Source organism: Aquamicrobium soli (genome assembly GCF_042646345.1).
Taxonomy (GTDB): Bacteria; Pseudomonadota; Alphaproteobacteria; order Rhizobiales; family Rhizobiaceae; genus Mesorhizobium; species Mesorhizobium soli_A.
This window is the reverse complement of the sequence record NZ_JBHRTK010000015.1, coordinates 193,378-210,253: the sequence shown is the minus strand read 5'-3', so window position 1 is coordinate 210,253 and position 16,876 is coordinate 193,378. Positions and strand designations below refer to the sequence as shown.

The window sequence follows — 16,876 nt, the reverse complement described above, 5'->3', positions numbered from 1 at the left end:
CCAGCGCCGGCGCAAGGCACGCACTGCCGCCATCCGCCGCATAATCGGAAAAAAATACCGGAACGGCAACCGGACTTTGGTGCGGGAACGTCCTTGCAGGCGGCGCGTGGTAACCGGCTGCCACCCCCAGCCGGAGATTGCCGATCATAGTGCCGTCAGCAGCATGGCCGACGGAGTCTGATTTGGCGAAAGCAATTCATTCCATGATCCGGGTCCTCGACGAGGCCCGTTCCATCGATTTCTACCGCAAGGCCTTCGGGCTCGAGGTGGCCGAACGGCTCGACTTCGAGTCCTTCACGCTCATTTATCTCAGCAACGCCGAAAGCGAATTCGAGCTGGAGCTCACCGTGAACAAGGGGCGCACCGAGCCTTACGCCCTCGGCGACGGCTACGGCCATCTCGCCGTTTCGGTCGCCGATCTCGACGGCGAGCATGACCGGATCGGCGCGCTCGGCCTCAAGCCCAAAGACATCGTCGAGTTCAAGCGCGACGGAACTCTGCTCGCCCGCTTCTTCTTCATCGAGGACCCGGACGGCTACAAGATCGAGGTCCTGCAGCGCGGAGGTCGCTTCAAATAGGGAGTCCGGCCGTGCCGGGCAGGCACGGCGCCAGCCAAAGCGCCCACGCGGCGCCTGACAGCAAGCCAGGGAGGAAAACATGGTCACGATCTACGACGGCAAGCCAGGGCCGTCCCGACGCGAGATTTTGAAACGCGGCGGCATCGGCGCTTTGCTGGTGATAACCGGCGGCGCCGTCATCAGCCCGCAGCATGCCTGGGGGATCGAACCCTCGGCGCTGAAGCCGCAAACCATGGCCACGCTGATCCAGATGGCGCGCGACATCTATCCGCACGACCAGCTCGCCGACAAATTCTACGCCATCGCCGTCAAGACCCATGACGAGCAGGCCGCCAAGGACCCGGCCTACAAGGAACTCATCGAAAACGGCATCGCCGACCTCGACCGGAAAGCCGGAGAGAACGGCTACAGCGGCCTCGGCTGGGAGGACGAGCGGGTCGCGGTCCTCAAGCAGATCGACACGACACCCTTTTTCCAGACGATCCGCGGCGGGCTGGTGGTGGGCCTCTATAACCAGAAGGAGATCTGGCCGGTCTTCGGTTACGAGGGCGAGTCCTATTCCAAGGGCGGCTACATCGAACGCGGCTTCGACGACATCGAGTGGCTCTGAAGCCCGGCCCGCACCGACTGAATTCGCACATCATGGGAGGAAACCATGGCAGCACCCTTTGACCTCAACGACGACGGCGTGGTCGTCATCATCGGTTCCGGCGCCGGCGGCGGCACGCTCGGCAACGAACTGGCCCAGAAAGGCATCGATGTCGTCATCCTCGAGGCTGGCGGCCGTCACGAATATGAGGATTTCATCAACGACGAGTGGGATTCGTTTGCGCAGCTTGCCTGGAAGGACAAGCGCATCGCCTCCGGCGACTGGCGCGTGGCCAGGGATTTTCCCAACCTGCCGGCATGGATCGTGAAGGCGGTGGGCGGCTCCACCGTCCACTGGGCCGGCGCATCGCTGCGCTTCCAGGAGCACGAATTCAAGACGCTTACGACCTACGGCAAGCTGGACGACGCCAACCTGCTCGACTGGCCGATCACGCTGGCCGACCTCGAACCCTACTACGCCCGGGCCGAGGACAAGATGGGCGTGACGCGCACCAACGGCATTCCCGGCCTGCCGGGCAACAACAACTTCAAGGTGTTGAAGGCGGGAGCCGACAAGCTCGGCTACAAGGAATGCCACACCGGCCGCATGGCGATCAATTCCGAGGAGCGCGACGGGCGCATGGCCTGCCAGCAGACCGGCTTCTGCTTCCAGGGCTGCAAATGGGGCGCGAAATGGTCGACCCTCTATACGGAAATCCCGAAGGGCGAGGCCACCGGCCATCTCGAAGTGCGCCCGAACTCGATGGCGGTGAAGATCAACCACGACGACAGCGGCAAGGTCACCGGCGTCGTCTACGCGGACAAGGACGGCAAGCTGCGGGAACAGAAGGCGCGCATCGTCGCCGTCGCCGGCAATTCGATCGAAAGCCCGCGCCTGCTGCTCAACTCGAACTCGAGCAAGTTCCCGGACGGGCTCGCCAACTCTTCCGGCCAGGTCGGGCGCAACTACATGCGCCACACCACCGGCTCGGTCTACGCCATTTTCGACAAGCCGGTGCATATGTACCGCGGCACCACGATGGCCGGCATCGTCCGCGACGAGGCGCGCCACGATCCGTCACGTGGCTTCGTCGGCGGCTACGAGCTCGAAACGCTGTCGCTCGGCCTGCCGTTCATGGCCGCCTTCCTCGATCCGGGCGCCTGGGGCCGCTCCTTCACCACGGCGCTCGACCATTACGACCACATGGCGGGCCTGTGGATCGTCGGCGAGGACATGCCGCGCGAGGACAACCGCATCACGCTGCATGCCGAGGAGAAGGACGAGCACGGCATGCCGATCGCCGATGTCCACTTCGACGACCATGCCAACGACACCGCCATGCGCAACCACGCCTACAAGCAATCGATGGCGCTTTACGATGCGGTCGGGGCAACGCGCAGCTTCCCGACGCCGCCCTACCCTTCGACGCACAATCTCGGCACGAATCGCATGAGCGAGAAGCCCGAGGACGGCGTCGTCAACAAACACGGGCAGACCCACGACATCAAGAACCTGTTCGTGTCCGACGGCAGCCAGTTCACTTCCGGTGGAGCCGAGAATCCGACGCTGACCATCGTCAGTCTCGCCATCCGCCAGGCTGAGTTCATTGCCGGGGAAATGGCCGCCAAGAACATCTAAGACGTACCGCAGTTAAGGCATCCTCCCACCGGCAAGTCGGCTTCAAAGCCGGCTTGCCGGCCACTTTTTGGACCGGTCAGGGCCAAGTCACGCGGTACTGCCGGCAGCGGCCAATTCGCCGCGTTCCGTCGATCCTTCTTGTCTTTCCGCCGGCTTTGCGGTCCCTATGTTAAGGATTCGCGATGTTTCCCGGAGAACGACAGTCCATGTATCGGCTCGCCCTGGCGGTGTTCTTGTTGGCCGTCCCCACGCTCGCCCATGCGACGGATGCCGGCTGGGCGCTGCTGCGCCAGGGTGGCCATGTCGTGCTTTTGCGCCATGCGATGACCAACGGCACCACCGATCCGGCCAATTTCGATATCGCCAAGTGCAACACGCAGCGCAACCTTTCGGAGCGCGGCAAGCAGCAGGCGCGCAAGATCGGCGCCTTGTTCGGCGCGCGCTCGGCGCCGGTGGAAAAGGTCCTGTCCAGCCGCTATTGCCGCTGCCTCGACACCGCGCGCATCGCGTTCGAGGCCGAACCGGAGCCGTTCGAGCCGCTCGATGTGCCGGGCAGCGACGAAACCGAACGGGCCAGGCAGATGGCGGCGATCGTGGATGCGGTGCGAGACTATTCCGGCTCGGACATTCTCGTCATGGTCACCCATCTGGAAAACATCAAGGAACTGACCGGGGTGTCGCCGCGCGAGGGCGAAGCCGTCATCGTCGGCGTCCAGGGCGACGGCCTGCGTGCGCTCGGCCGCGTCACGTTCTGACGCTTCGTTCGCCTGGCGTTCCAGCCCGCGCAGAGCCGGATCGGCGCTGACGGTTGCATCCGCGGGCCGCTCTGCCATATTCAGCCTTTTCCTGCCCGCGAAAACCGATTAGACAGCGCAAAAGCATCTGCGGCCACCCTCCCCCCGCATTCGAAGGAAAAGCCCTTGTCCAGCACATTCGACAAAGTCGCCAAGATCATTGCCGATACCAGCGAGATCGACATCGACACGATCACGCCGGAAAGCCACACGATCGACGACCTCGGCATCGACAGCCTCGACTTCCTCGACATCGTCTTTGCCATCGACAAGGAATTCGGCATCAAGGTGCCGCTCGAGAAGTGGACGCAGGAAGTCAACGACGGCAAGGCCTCGACCGACGAGTATTTCGTCATGAAGAACCTGTGCGCCAAGATCGACACCCTGATCGCGGCCAAGAATGCCTGATGGGCCGAAGCGCCCTGCTGCCTTGACGGGCCGCTTCCGCTGACCCAAAAAGCCTCCATGAACGCCCACGACGTCGTCATAACCGGCATCGGCCTCGTCTCCTCGTTAGGCGAAGGTCCCGATGTCCACTGGCAGAAGCTGACGGATCCCGGCCTCAGGCCGGTGCTCGATGCCGAGCGCTTCGCGCCCTATACGGTCCATCCGCTGCCCGAGATCGACTGGAACCAGCAGATCGCCAAGCGCGGCGACCAGCGGCAGATGGAGACCTGGCAGCGGCTCGGCACCTATGCCGCGGGCCTGGCGCTCGACGATGCCGGCATCAAGGGCAACGACGCGCTGTGCAGCACGATGGACCTGGTGGTCGCGGCCGGCGGCGGCGAGCGCGACATCGCGGTCGACACCGACATCCTGGCCGCCTCGGCCGACCGCAGCGACCGCGACGTGCTTCTCAACGAGAAGCTGACGACGGAACTACGCCCCACCCTTTTCCTTGCCCAGCTTTCCAATCTTCTCGCCGGCAATATCTCCATCGTCCACAAGGTGACCGGCTCGTCGCGCACCTTCATGGGCGAGGAAGGCGCCGGCGTTTCGGCGCTGGAGACGGCGGCCGCGCGTATCGGCGCCGGCCAGTCCACGCACATGCTGGTCGGCGGGGCTTTCCAGACCGAGCATGTCGACATGCTGCTCGGATACGAACTCGGCGGCTACCTGCATCGCGGCCCATGGCAATCGGTCTGGAACCGCCAGGGCGGCCAGGGCGGCGGCGTCGTCACCGGCTCCGGCGGGGCCTTCCTGGTACTCGAGCAACGCGAACATGCCGAAAAGCGTGGCGGCCGCATCTACGCGACGCTCGACGGTGTCTTGTCCGCCCGCGCGCGGCGGACCAAGGGTGAACTGGAAGGCTCGATCGCCGGCCTGTTCGACAAGGCCGACCTGCCGGAGGGCGACCTTCTGGCGATTTCCGGCGCTTCCGGCGCCCACAAGGCGACGGCGGCCGAACAGGCCGCCCTGGCGGCCCATCCGCAAATCGCCGCGCGTGGTTTTTCGACGCTGACGGGCCATATGAAAGAGGCCCAGTTCCCGTTCGCGGTGGCGCTGGCGGCACTCGCCGTCCACCACAAGGCCGGCTACCCGGCTTTCGACCCGGCCGAGCGGAATTTTGCCGGCACGCCGCAAAAGGTTCTGGCAACGGCGGTCGGCTATCACCATTTCGAGGGCTTGGCGCTGGTTCGCGCCGCCGATTGAGAGCAGCAAGCATGGCCACGATGAAGGACCATATGGGCAGGCCGGTGGTTGCCGTCACCGGCATCGGCATCGTCACTTCCCTTGGCATCGGCAAGGCCGACAACTGGGCGGCGCTGACGTCGGGAACCTCCGGCATCCGCTCCATCACGCGCTTTCCGGTGGAGCAGCTCAGCACCCGCATTTCCGGCATGGTCGATTTCCTGCCCTCGAGCAGCAAGGGCGCCAGCGCCCTCACCTACGAACTCGCCGAAAAGGCGGCGCACGAGGCGGTCGCCGAATCGGGCTTCGGCCTGGAGGACTTCGGCGGCCCATTGTTCCTCGCCTCGCCGCCGATGGAACTGGACTGGCACGACCGCTTCGCGCTCTACAACAGCGGCGAGGGCGACGGCGAGCCGGACCGCCTGCTTGAAGTGGCGCGCGGCCTGAACTCGTTCGACCTGTTCGAAACCGCGCAATTCGGCTCCATCGCCGACCGCCTTGCCGATCGCTTCGGCACGCGCGGCCTGCCGATCACGCTTTCCACCGCCTGCGCCTCGGGTGCTACCGCGATCCAGCTCGGCGTCGAGGCGATCCGGCGCGGCGAGGCCGACCGCGCGCTGTCCATCGGCGCCGACGGTTCGGCGACCGCGGAGGCGCTGATCCGCTTCTCGCTGCTATCGGCGCTGTCGACCAGCAACGACAATCCGGCAAAGGCCTCGAAGCCGTTCTCGAAGGACCGCGACGGCTTTGTGCTCGCCGAAGGCTCGGCGGCGCTGGTGCTGGAATCGCTGGAGAGCGCAAAGGCGCGGGGTGCCGCCATCCTCGGCATCCTCAGCGGCTGCGGCGAAAAGGCCGACGACTTCCACCGCACCCGCTCCAAGCCCGACGCCTCGCCGGCGATCGCGGCGGTCAAGGCAGCCCTTGCCGATGCGGGGCTCGCCGAAGACAGGATCGAATACATCAACGCCCACGGCACCTCGACGCCGGAAAACGACAAGATGGAGCATCTGGCGCTTTCCACCGTGTTCGGCGAGGCGCTCCGCTCGATCCCGGTTTCGTCGAACAAGTCGATGATCGGCCACACGCTGTCGGCGGCCGGCGCGATCGAGGCGGCGTTTTCGCTGATGACCATGCGTGAAGGCGTCCTTCCGCCGACCATCAACTACGACAATCCCGATCCGGCGATCCCGCTGGATGTCGTGCCGAACACCAGCCGCGCAGCGCAGGTCGAAACAGTGCTGTCGAACTCGTTCGGCTTCGGTGGCCAGAACACCTGCCTTGTCATGGCGCGGGAACCCGTTTAAGCGACCCCGTATCGCTTAAACGGAACCGAAATACTGGCCATGCGCGCACTGCAACTCATCGAGGACCGCCGGCTCGAAACCGTGGACCTGCCGCCGCCGCCGCCGCCCGCGCTGGGCGAGGTGACGCTGAAGATCAAGGCGGTGGCGCTCAACCACATCGACGTCTGGGGCTGGCGCGGCATGGCGTTTGCCAAGCGCAAGCTGCCGCTCGTGGTCGGCGCCGAGGCTTCCGGCGAAGTCGAGACGGTCGGCCCCGGCGTTGCCAACCTCCTGCCCGGCCAGCTCGTGTCCATCTACGGCGCGCGCACCTGCGGGCTCTGCCGCCCCTGCCGCGAGGGCCGCGACAATCTGTGCGAGCACGTCTCTGGCGTGCATGGCTTCCATCTGGACGGCTTTGCGCAGGAAAAGATCAACCTGCCGGCGCGCCTGCTGGTGCCAGCCCCGCCCGGCGTCGACGCCATCGGTGCCGCGGTCGCGCCCGTTACTTTCGGCACGGTCGAGCACATGCTGTTCGACAATGCCAAACTTGAGCCGGGAGAGACGATCCTCATCCATGCCGGCGGCTCCGGCATCGGCTCGGCGGCCATCCAGCTTGCCAAGAAGATGGGCTGCACCGTCATCACCACCGTCGGCTCCGACGACAAGGTGGAAAAGGCGAAGGCCCTTGGCGCCGACCACGTCATCAACTATCGCGAGGACCGCTTCGAGGGCGTCACCCGCAAGCTGACGAAGAAGAAGGGCGTCGACGTCGTCTTCGAGCATGTCGGCGCCGATACCTTCGCCGGCTCCATGCTGGCGCTGAAGCGCGGCGGCCGCCTGGTCACCTGCGGCTCCACCTCGGGCGTGTCGACACAGGTCAACCTGATGCAACTCTTCCAGCAGCAACTGAAGCTGCTGGGCTCGTTCGGCTGCCGCATGGAAAACATGGCCGACGCCATGCAGAAGATGGCGGCCGGGCTGGTCCATCCGGTCATCGACACCGAGATCGGCTTCGACGGCATCGACACGGCGCTGAAGCGCATGGAAAGCCGCAACGTCTTCGGCAAGATCATCCTCACCGTCGGCTGAAACGATCTTGGCACGGCGTCGCCTTCCGAAACCGGGCTTCCGGTTCGCCCTCGCGCTCAGGCTGCGCAAGCTGAACTACTGGCTGATCGCCCGCGCCGCGATGGCGGCGATGGCGCTGCTGCGGCACCTGCCTACCGACACCGCGCTCAACTTCGCCGACCGCATGGCACGCCGCCTCGGCCCGCTGGTCGGCCGCCACCGGGTGGCGCTGGACAACCTGCGCCAGGCCTATCCGGAAAAGTCGCAAGCCGAGATCGAGGCCATCGCTTCCGACATGTGGGGCAACATGGCCCGGCTCGCGGCCGAGTACATCTTCCTCGACCGGCTGTTCGACTACGATCCGAACGCGGCGACGCCCGGCCGCATCGAGGTCAAGGGCGCGGAAAACTTCCTGCGGATCGCCGGCGAGGCAAGGCCGCATATTCTGTTTACCGGCCATCTCGGCAATTTCGAACTGCTGCCGGTGGCCGCCGCTACCTTCGGCATGAAGATCACGGCGCTGTTTCGCCCGCCGAACAACCCCTATCTGGCCGACTATATCCAGTCGACGCGCAGCGCCACCATGGGCAACCTGCAACCGTCCTCTACCGGCGCCTCCTTCGCGCTCGCCAGCATCCTGGACGAAGGCGGCAATGTCGGCGTGCTGGTCGACCAGAAATTTTCGCGCGGCGTGGAAACGACGTTTTTCGGCCGCCGCTGCCTGAGCAACCCCGTGCTGGGCATGCTTGCGCGCCATTATGATTGCGACGTCTACCCCGCGCGCTGCGTCCGCCTGCCCGGCAACCGCTTCCGCCTCGAGGTCGAGGACCGGCTGGAACTGCCGCGCGACGGCTCCGGCAATGTCGATGTCAGGGCGACCACCCAGCTTCTGGCCGATGTCGTCGAGCGCTGGATCCGCGACGACCCCGGCCAGTGGATGTGGTTCCACAAGCGCTGGCAGATCAGCGGCCACCCCCGCAAGCTGCGTGGCTAAGGCTTAGCCGCCGTAATAGTTCATCACCGCGTGCCGCGCTTCGGCAAAGAACAGCCAGCGCTCCACCAGCATTCCGAGCAGGTGGAAAATAATCGCTAGCCCGGCCAGCATCGCCGCGAACAGGCTGGGCCCGCCCGCCAGCGGCAGCAACGCCAGCATCAGCACAGCCGGGATCACGCCGCCGGCGGCGAACGCGAGTTTCCACAGCTTGGCGGCATGCTTGCGCGCGACCTTGAAGCCCATTTCGCGGGTCAGGTAGTTTTCCATGGCGTGCGGCCGCTCCAGCAGGCGCACGCGGCCGATGTTGCCGAGGCCGGTGGCGCTTTCGGGGCTCGACAGCGGCGGCGCCTGCAGCATGTTCCGGCGCCAGAAGACCTTGGCCACCCACGCGGCAATCAGGAACAGCAGGGCCAGGAGGCACATGGCAACGCCGTTGCCGCCGCCGCAAAGCGCGAAGAAAGCAGCCAGGACAAAGCCGCCGGCGATGGAGAACAGGCGGTAGCAGAGCGGCGTCAGCTTCGTGTGCCAGGCCTGGACCGATCGCAGCGAGGCGTAGATCATCGCCGTGCAATAGACCGTCACCATGCACATGACCGTGCCGACGATACCGACCGTCGGCAAATAGCGCCCCTCGAACAGCGAGGCCCAAGCCGAGACGACCAGCGGCACGAAGGTGAGGATCGCCATCACCCCTTCGCGCGACAGCCAGCTCGAGCGCCATTGCGACAGCGCCCGCCAGGCGCGCTGCGGATTGCCGAGGTGCAGGGTGGACGCCGACAGGCCAGCGGCGATCAGCGCCAGCGCAAGCACATGCGCCACCTTGGTCGCCAATGCCGATGGATCGACAAGCCCCAGCCCGAGCACTGCCGCAAAGCCGTAGCCAAGCCCGGACAGCGTCGTGAAGACGATGATGGAAGGCGCTGGATGCATCGGCTCAGATCCTGTCCAACATGCCGTCGAGCCAGGCGAAGAAGCCCTTCGCGCCTTCGGTGTTTTCGGCTAGCGGCAGCGAGGGGGCGCTGTCGGCCAGCGGCTTGCGCGCGCGCGGCGGCAGATACTTGTTGACCGGCCGCGTGCCCTGCTCCGGCATCAGGTCGACGCCGCCGCGCTCGGCCACCATGATCGATACAGCCGATTGCGGGTCGGCCAGGTCACCGAAATGGCGCGCATTGGCCGGACAGGTGCGCACGCAGGCCGGCTGGCGGTCGGCTTCCTCGAAAGTCTCGTTATAGATGCGGTCGATGCACAGCGTACATTTCTTCATCACGCCGGCGGCAAGGTCCATCTCGCGCGCACCGTAGGGGCACGCCCAGGCGCACAGACCGCAGCCGATGCACATATCCTCGTCCACCAGCACGATGCCGTCGTCGGCCCGCTTGTAGGAAGCCCCGGTCGGGCACACGGTGACGCAAGGCGCATCCTCGCAATGCAGGCAGGATTTCGGGAAATGCACGATGCGTGCGTCGCCTGCCTCGCCAACCACCTCGCCGCCGTCTGGCACCACCTCGAAGGTGTGCACGCGGTTCAGCCAGGCACCGGAAACATCCGCGCCGTAGGGGTCCTGGTCCGACAGCGCCGCGCCATAGCCGCCGGTGTTCCACTCCTTGCAGTTGACCACGCAGGCATGGCAGCCGACGCAGACGTCGAGATCGATGACGAGGCCGAGCTTCTTCGGCGTAGGCAGGGAAGGAAGCGAGGTCACTTCGTCCACTCCTGTCCGTAGCGCAGCACGGCGGGGTGCGGCTCGGGCCGCCCGGGCTGGGCGAGCGGCGCAAACTGCGGTTCGCTCTCCTCGCCGGCGTCCGCCTTCTCGATGCTGACCCGGAGATCGTACCAGGCCGCCTGTCCCGTCACCGGATCGGAGTTGGACCAGCGCAACCCGTCCTTCTTCAATGGAAGAAGTTCATGGATCAAGTGATTCATCAGAAAGCCTTTTGTGGCTTCGGGCGCCTGCCTGTCCAGGCCCCAGGCGCCCTTGCGCTTGCCGATCGCGTTCCACGTCCACAGCGTGCTCGAATTGACCGCCTCCATGCGCGCGACCTGCACCTTGATGCGGCCATGGTGCGAGGCGATCCATGCCCAATCGCCATCGGCCAGCCCGAGTTCGTCGCAGATCGGCCCCGGCACATAAAGTGGGTTCTTCGTATGTATCTGGCGCAGCCACGCATTCATCGAGCCCCAGGAATGGTACATCGCCGCCGGCCGCTGGGTGATGGCGTGGTAGGGGTATCGCTCGCCGTCGACCAGCGCCTCGCCAAGCGGTTCGTACCAGTCCGGCAGCGGATCGAAGGCTTCGAGGATACGGGCGGCGTGCGTTTGCGGCGCCACCGGCTGGCGCAGCCCCTGCGCCGACAGGCGGAACTTCTGCAGCGTCTCCTGATAAAGCTGGAACGTCACCGGCTGCGGCGTATCGAAGAAGCCCATACGCACGGCAAAGTCCTGATAGGCCTGATTGGCGTGCTTGAAGAACTGCGCCTCCATCGGGATATGCGCGGAAAAGAACGAGCCGTTCTCGATATAGCGGCGCAACTGGTCCGGATTGGCAGCCCCGCGCCCGGTGCGGTCGCCCTTGGGGCCGCGAAAGCCCGCCAGCGGGCCGATGCCCGGCCGTCGCTCGTGGCGCACGATATAATCGGCATAGTCCTTGTAGAGCGCCTTGCCATGGCCATCGGTGAAGCCCGGCAGGTCGAGCCGCGCGCCGAGGTCCAGGAGCACGGTCTGGAAGCCGCGCACATCGCGATCCGGCTCCACGACCGGCCAGCGGATGGCGTCCTGCACCGCGTCGGGCTCGGAGATCGGCCGGTCGAGCAGCGAAATGCAGTCGTGCCGCTCCAGATAGGTGGTGTCGGGCAGCACCAGGTCGGCATAGGCGACCATTTCCGAGGCATAGGCGTCGGAATAGATGATTTTGGGGATACGATATTCGCCGGTGGCGGGGTCCTTGTCCTCCAGCATCTTTATGGTGCCGGCGGTGTTCATCGAAGAGTTCCAGGCCATGTTGGCCATGTAGAGGAACAGGACGTCGATCGGGTACGGATCGCCCGCATGCGCGTTCGCGATCACCATGTGCATCATGCCGTGCGCGGAGATCGGCGCGTCCCACGAGAACGCCTTGTCGATGCGGGCCGGCCGCCCGTCCTCGTCGACCAGCAAATCCTCCGGTCCGCGCGGAAAACCCAGATGCGGCCCCGACAGCGGCTTGTTGGAGCCGAAATGCTCCGCCCGGCCATGGGGCGTCGGATGCGCCGCCAGCGGCTTCGGATAAGGCGGCTCGAAGCGGAAGCCGCCCGGACAGTCTATCGCGCCGATCAGCACCTGTAGGAGATGCAGGGCGCGCGTGGTCTGGAACCCGTTGGAATGGGCGGAAAGGCCGCGCATGGCATGGAACGAAACCGGCCGCCCTATATAGGCCTGATGCCGTTCGCCGTTCATGTCGGTCCAAGGCTGGTCGATGCTGATCGGCTCGTCGAAGGCGACGCGTGCGATCTCGCCGGCAAGGCCGCGAATGGTATCGACAGCAAGGCCTGTCTGCTTCGCTACCTTTTCCGGCGCGTATTTCTCGTCGAGGTACTTTTCTGCGAGCAACTGGAAGGAGGGCACGGCAAAGCGCCCGTCCTGAAGCTGGACGCGCCCCGAAAGCCCTACCCGCGCGCCCTTGGTGCCGACCGGTACGACCCGCTCGGTAACCGTCTCGTAGACCTGCGCCCTGCCCTCGCCGTCGCGCGCGAACAGGCCGTGCTCGGCCGTGCCCGGCGCGTCGATCACCAGCCACGGCGCGTTGGTATAGCGCGCCAGGTAATCGACATCGATCTTGCGCGCCTTCAGCAGTTCGTGGATGACCGAGAGGATCAACAGCCCGTCCGTGCCCGGGCGTATGCCGATCCAGTTGTCGGCTACGGCCGAATAGCCGGTGCGCACCGGATTGACCGACACGAAGCGCGCACCGCGCTGCTTGAGCTTGGCGATGCCCATCTTGATCGGGTTGGAATCGTGGTCCTCGGCCACCCCGAACATCACGAACAACTTCGTCCGCTCCCAATCCGGCGCACCAAACTCCCAGAACGCGCCGCCGATGGTCATGATGCCGGCGGCCGCCATGTTGACCGAGCAGAAACCGCCATGGGCGGCGTAGTTGGGCGTGCCGTATTGTTGCGCCCAGAACCCGGTCAGCGATTGCGACTGGTCGCGCCCGGTGAAGAAGGCGAGTTTCTTCGGGTCGTTCTGGCGCACCGTGCCCAGCCAGTCGGTGGCGATGGCGAGCGCTTCGTCCCAGGAGATTTCCTCGAACTCGCCCGAGCCGCGCGGTCCCACCCGCTTCAGCGGCGCGTTGAGCCTCGCCGGCGCGTAGTGCTGCATGATGCCGGCCGAGCCCTTCGCGCACAGCACGCCCTTGTTGACGGGATGGTCGCGATTGCCCTCAATGTACCGGATCTTGCCGCCCTTGATGTGGACGTTGATGCCGCAGCGGCAGGCGCACATGTAGCACGTGGTCTTGCGGACCTCGTCGGCCCTGGGCTCGGAAAGCGCAACCCGCTGTCTCGGACTCATCGGCACAACTCCTCACCTCCTACTCCTATCGGGGCGAAGGCAGAAAAGAAATGCTTTTACAAGGCATTTGACAGCAAAATTCATGCGCGCAGACGGCTGCGCCGAGCAAGAACGCCCGGCGACCGCCAACGAGGCCGCAGCCGGCCGCTTGCGCAAAAAATCAGTTGGTGACGACGATCCTGGTGTTCGCCGGCCCGACTTCCTTGACCAGTGCGTAGAATTTGGCCGCGTTGGCGGTGTGAAGCCGCACGCACCCGTGGGAAGCCGGCGTGCCCAGCCGCCTCACCGCATTGGTGCCGTGGATGGCATAGCCGCCATGGTAGAAGACCGACCACGGCATCGGCGACATCTCGTATTTGCGCGAGTACCACATGCGGTGCAGCCGTTGCGGCCGGTAGGTGCCGCGCGGCGTCACATAGCCGTTGCGTGCCGTCGATACCTTCCACCGGTAGAGAACCTGGCCCTGCCTGGATACGGTCATCGTCTGCGATCCGACATCGATGCGCGCGACGAGGCTCGCCGCGTCGGCCTGTGGCGCACCGAGGCAAAGCCCCGCCAGCATGGCCGCCATGAGCATGGTCTTCCTCATGAGATCAAACCCCTCGTTTTCCCTGCCTGCTCACTTTCCCATTCCTTTTCAATTTTTGGAACGGGTTTGTCCGTGATACACGCAAGACTTGAAAAACTGGCCACCCCGGCCCGTAAAATTTGAACGATTCCAGGGTGAGGCCGGCGGCAGCCATTCCGGGATGGCGACGCGACAGGCTTGCAATGCTTGCCGCTTGGCCCTCAAATCAGGCATGACGCAAAAACTGCTGGAACTGATCGACAAGCGCGTGGACGATCTGGTCGGACTGACGGTCGATCTGATCCGCTTTCCCACCGCCAATCCGCCCGGCGAAGCCTATCGCCCCTGCGCCGAATATCTCGGCGAGCGGCTGAAGCGGCGGGGCTTCGAAATCGAGTTCATCCGCGCCGAAGGCGTTCCGGGCGACAGCGAGCGCTATCCGCGCGTCAATGTCGTGGCCCGTTTCGACGGGCGCTCGCCCGGTCCCTGCGTCCATTTCAACTCGCATATCGACGTGGTCGAGGCCGGCGAAGGCTGGAGCGTCGATCCCTTTGCCGGCGTGGTGAAGGACGGGCGTGTCTACGGCCGCGGCGCCTGCGACATGAAGGGCGGGCTCGCCGCCTCCGTCATCGCCGTCGAGGCCTTCATGGAGGCCTATCCCGACTTTCCCGGCGCCATCGAAATATCGGGAACGGTAGACGAGGAATCCGGCGGCTTCGGCGGCGTCGCCCATCTGGCGAAGCTCGGCTATTTCTCGCAGCCCCGGGTCGATCACGTCATCATTCCCGAACCGCTCAACAAGGACCGCATCTGCCTCGGCCATCGCGGCGTCTGGTGGGCCGAGATCGAGACCGGCGGTGAGATCGCCCACGGCTCCATGCCGTTTCTCGGCGACAATGCCGTGCGCCACATGGGCGCGGTGCTGCAAGCCTTCGAGGACGAGCTTTTCCCGGCGCTGGACCGGAAGCGGACCACCATGCCCGTGGTGCCCGAGGGCGCGCGGCGCTCGACAATGAACATCAATTCGATCCATGGCGGCCAGACCGAGGATTTCCGCCCCGGCCTGCCCTCGCCCAACGTGCCGGACCGCTGCCGGCTGACCATCGACCGCCGCTTCCTGCTGGAAGAAAAGATCGAGGACGTGAAGCGGGAAGTGACCGGCATCCTTGACCGGCTGGCCCGCAAGCGGCCTAAATTCCGCTATGAAATCCGCGACCTGATGGAAGTGCAGCCGACCATGACCGAGCGCGACGCGCCCGTGGTCAAGGCCGTGGCGCGAGGCATCATGGAAATCTTCGACCGCGAGCCGGATTACGTCATTTCTCCCGGCACCTACGACCAGAAGCATATCGCCCGCATCGGCCATTTGTACGATTGCATCGCCTACGGCCCCGGCATTCTCGACCTCGCCCACCGCCCCGACGAATGGGTCGGCATCGCCGACATGTTGCAATCGGCCAAGGTGATGGCCATCGGCCTCAACATCCTGCTGCGGGGCGGCCGGGAGTGACGGAGAGCCGCCGTTTCCGCTGCATGGCGGCGCCGATTGCCAGAAAGTCGATTTACTCGATGTCGTTTTCACGCTTCTATCCGCCCGGGATTTGAAGCACCGGCCGGATTTCGGGAGGCAGTCATGAGAATTTGGAAAACCCTGGTCGCGGCATCGGTGCTGGCCCTCGCTTCGAGCGCCGCCGCCATGGCCGCCCGTACCGACCTCGTCCTCGGCGTCGTACTGGAGCCGCCGCATCTCGACCCGACCGCGGGCGCCGCCGCGGCCATCGACGAAGTGGTCTACGCCAACGTGTTCGAGGGCCTGACCCGCATCGGCCCCAATGGCGAAGTGCTGCCCGACCTCGCCGAAAGCTGGACGGTTTCCGACGACGGCAAGGTCTACACGTTCAAGCTGCATACCGGCGTCAAATTCCACGACGGCACCGATTTCGACGCCAACGACGTGAAATTCTCGCTCGACCGCGCCCGCGCCGACAATTCCGTCAATGCCCAGAAGGGCCTGTTCTCGGCCATCGACACCGTCGAGGTCGTCGACCCCGCCACCGTCAAGGTGACGCTCAAGCACCCGCAAGGGTCCTTCCTCTACAACATGGGCTGGGGCGATGCGGTGATCGTGGCGCCCGAATCGGCCGACACCAACAAGGAAAAGCCGATCGGGACCGGGCCGTTCAAGTTCCAGAACTGGGCGAAGGGCTCCTCGATCACGCTGGTGAAATCGGACGGCTACTGGGGCGACCCGGTGTTCCTCGACAAGGCCGAGTTCCGCATCATTCCCGATGCCGCAGCGCAGGTGCCGGCGCTGCTGTCGGGCGACGTGCAGGCGTTCCCGTTCTTCCCGCCCGACGCGGTGGCGCAGGTGAAGGATAACCCGAACCTGAAAGTCGTTATCGGCTCGACCGAAGGCGAAACCATCCTCGCCATCAACAACAAGAAACCGCCCTTCGACAATCTCAAGGTGCGGCAGGCGATCTCCTATGCGCTCGACCGCAAGGCGATCATCGACGGCGCGACCGGCGGCCTGGGTGTCCCGATCGGCTCGCATATGTCGCCGTCCAACAAGGCCTATGTCGATCTCACCGGTGAATATCCGCACGATCCCGCCAAGGCGAAGGAACTGCTGAAGGAGGCCGGCTTCGAGAACGGCATCAAGGCGACGCTTAAGCTGCCGCCGCCCGACTATGCGCGTCTCGGCGGCGAGATCGTCGCGTCGGAACTGCGCGACGTCGGCATCAACCTGGAGATCATTCCCGTCGAGTGGGCGCAATGGCTCGACCAGGTCTTCACCCGGAAAGACTACGACCTGACCATCGTGTCGCACACCGAGCCGAGCGACATCGATATCTATTCGCGCAAGGATTATTACTTCAACTACGACAACCCGGCCTTCGACAAGGTGATCGAGGAACTGAACCTGACCTCGGACGAGGCCAAGCGCGACGAGTTGCTGGGCAAGGCGCAAATGATTCTCGCGGATGACGCGGTCGTCGGCTTCCTGTTCGAATTGCCGAAGGTCGGCGTCTGGGACGCCAGGCTGGAAGGATTCTGGCAAAACGCCCCGATCCAGGCCAACGACCTGACCAAGGTGAAGTGGTCGGAGTAGCCCTTGCGCCAACCGGTCACCCCTCATCCGCCTGCCGGCACCTTCTCCCCGTGAAGAACGGGGAGAAGGGAC

15 protein-coding genes are annotated in these 16,876 nt (G+C 65.1%); 11 read left to right on the top strand and 4 right to left on the bottom strand.

Features of this window, described 5'->3' with window-relative positions; translation table 11 throughout:
• Window positions 1–182 precede the first annotated feature (182 nt).
• From ACFOHJ_RS16505 to ACFOHJ_RS16465, 9 genes are all read left to right on the top strand, one after another.
• A complete protein-coding gene (locus ACFOHJ_RS16505) occupies window positions 183–578 on the top strand; it encodes a VOC family protein (RefSeq protein ID WP_378222318.1) in 396 nt (131 codons plus the stop codon).
• A 79-nt stretch (window positions 579–657) separates the two neighbouring features.
• Entirely contained in the window at window positions 658–1,188 is a 531-nt protein-coding gene (locus tag ACFOHJ_RS16500) for a gluconate 2-dehydrogenase subunit 3 family protein (protein ID WP_378222316.1), read from the top strand.
• A 45-nt stretch (window positions 1,189–1,233) separates the two neighbouring features.
• A complete protein-coding gene (locus tag ACFOHJ_RS16495; protein WP_378222315.1) occupies window positions 1,234–2,805 on the top strand; it encodes a GMC family oxidoreductase in 1,572 nt (523 codons plus the stop codon).
• 206 nt (window positions 2,806–3,011) lie between these two features.
• On the top strand, window positions 3,012–3,560 hold the full coding sequence (locus ACFOHJ_RS16490) for a histidine phosphatase family protein (RefSeq protein ID WP_378222313.1): 549 nt from the start codon (window positions 3,012–3,014) through the stop codon (window positions 3,558–3,560).
• 165 nt (window positions 3,561–3,725) lie between these two features.
• Window positions 3,726–4,007, top strand: a complete 282-nt coding sequence (locus tag ACFOHJ_RS16485; protein ID WP_378222312.1) for an acyl carrier protein — start codon at window positions 3,726–3,728, stop codon at window positions 4,005–4,007.
• A gap of 57 nt (window positions 4,008–4,064) precedes the next feature.
• Window positions 4,065–5,252: a beta-ketoacyl-ACP synthase gene (locus tag ACFOHJ_RS16480; protein WP_378222310.1), complete on the top strand. Its 1,188-nt coding sequence runs from the start codon at window positions 4,065–4,067 to the stop codon at window positions 5,250–5,252.
• A gap of 11 nt (window positions 5,253–5,263) precedes the next feature.
• Window positions 5,264–6,535 (top strand): beta-ketoacyl-ACP synthase, encoded by a 1,272-nt coding sequence (locus ACFOHJ_RS16475; protein WP_378222308.1) that lies wholly within the window; start codon window positions 5,264–5,266, stop codon window positions 6,533–6,535.
• Window positions 6,536–6,574: 39 nt separating this feature from the next.
• A complete protein-coding gene (locus tag ACFOHJ_RS16470; protein ID WP_378222306.1) occupies window positions 6,575–7,603 on the top strand; it encodes a zinc-binding dehydrogenase in 1,029 nt (342 codons plus the stop codon).
• A 7-nt stretch (window positions 7,604–7,610) separates the two neighbouring features.
• Window positions 7,611–8,576: a lipid A biosynthesis lauroyl acyltransferase gene (locus ACFOHJ_RS16465; RefSeq protein WP_378222305.1), complete on the top strand. Its 966-nt coding sequence runs from the start codon at window positions 7,611–7,613 to the stop codon at window positions 8,574–8,576.
• 3 nt (window positions 8,577–8,579) lie between these two features.
• Here the strand turns inward: ACFOHJ_RS16465 and ACFOHJ_RS16460 are convergent, their stop codons facing one another.
• The 4 genes from ACFOHJ_RS16460 to ACFOHJ_RS16445 form a co-directional block, all read right to left on the bottom strand.
• Window positions 8,580–9,506 carry a dimethyl sulfoxide reductase anchor subunit family protein gene (locus ACFOHJ_RS16460; RefSeq protein ID WP_378222303.1) on the bottom strand — a complete coding sequence of 309 codons (927 nt, stop codon included), beginning with the start codon at window positions 9,504–9,506 and terminating at the stop codon, window positions 8,580–8,582.
• Window positions 9,507–9,510: 4 nt separating this feature from the next.
• On the bottom strand, window positions 9,511–10,278 hold the full coding sequence (locus ACFOHJ_RS16455; protein WP_378222301.1) for a 4Fe-4S dicluster domain-containing protein: 768 nt from the start codon (window positions 10,276–10,278) through the stop codon (window positions 9,511–9,513).
• Window positions 10,275–13,124 carry a molybdopterin oxidoreductase family protein gene (locus ACFOHJ_RS16450; RefSeq protein ID WP_378222299.1) on the bottom strand — a complete coding sequence of 950 codons (2,850 nt, stop codon included), beginning with the start codon at window positions 13,122–13,124 and terminating at the stop codon, window positions 10,275–10,277. Before ACFOHJ_RS16450 ends, ACFOHJ_RS16455 begins: the two co-directional genes overlap by 4 nt.
• Before the next feature lie 160 nt (window positions 13,125–13,284).
• Complete coding sequence (locus ACFOHJ_RS16445; RefSeq protein WP_378222297.1) at window positions 13,285–13,713, bottom strand: L,D-transpeptidase; 429 nt, start codon at window positions 13,711–13,713, stop codon at window positions 13,285–13,287.
• Window positions 13,714–13,924: 211 nt separating this feature from the next.
• Between ACFOHJ_RS16445 and ACFOHJ_RS16440 the strand changes: the two genes are divergently transcribed.
• The gene (locus ACFOHJ_RS16440) at window positions 13,925–15,202 is read left to right on the top strand and encodes an acetylornithine deacetylase/succinyl-diaminopimelate desuccinylase family protein (protein WP_378222296.1); all 1,278 of its coding nucleotides are present in this window, start codon (window positions 13,925–13,927) and stop codon (window positions 15,200–15,202) included.
• 123 nt (window positions 15,203–15,325) lie between these two features.
• Entirely contained in the window at window positions 15,326–16,804 is a 1,479-nt protein-coding gene (locus tag ACFOHJ_RS16435; RefSeq protein ID WP_378222294.1) for an ABC transporter substrate-binding protein, read from the top strand.
• The last annotated feature ends 72 nt before the right edge of the window (window positions 16,805–16,876 follow it).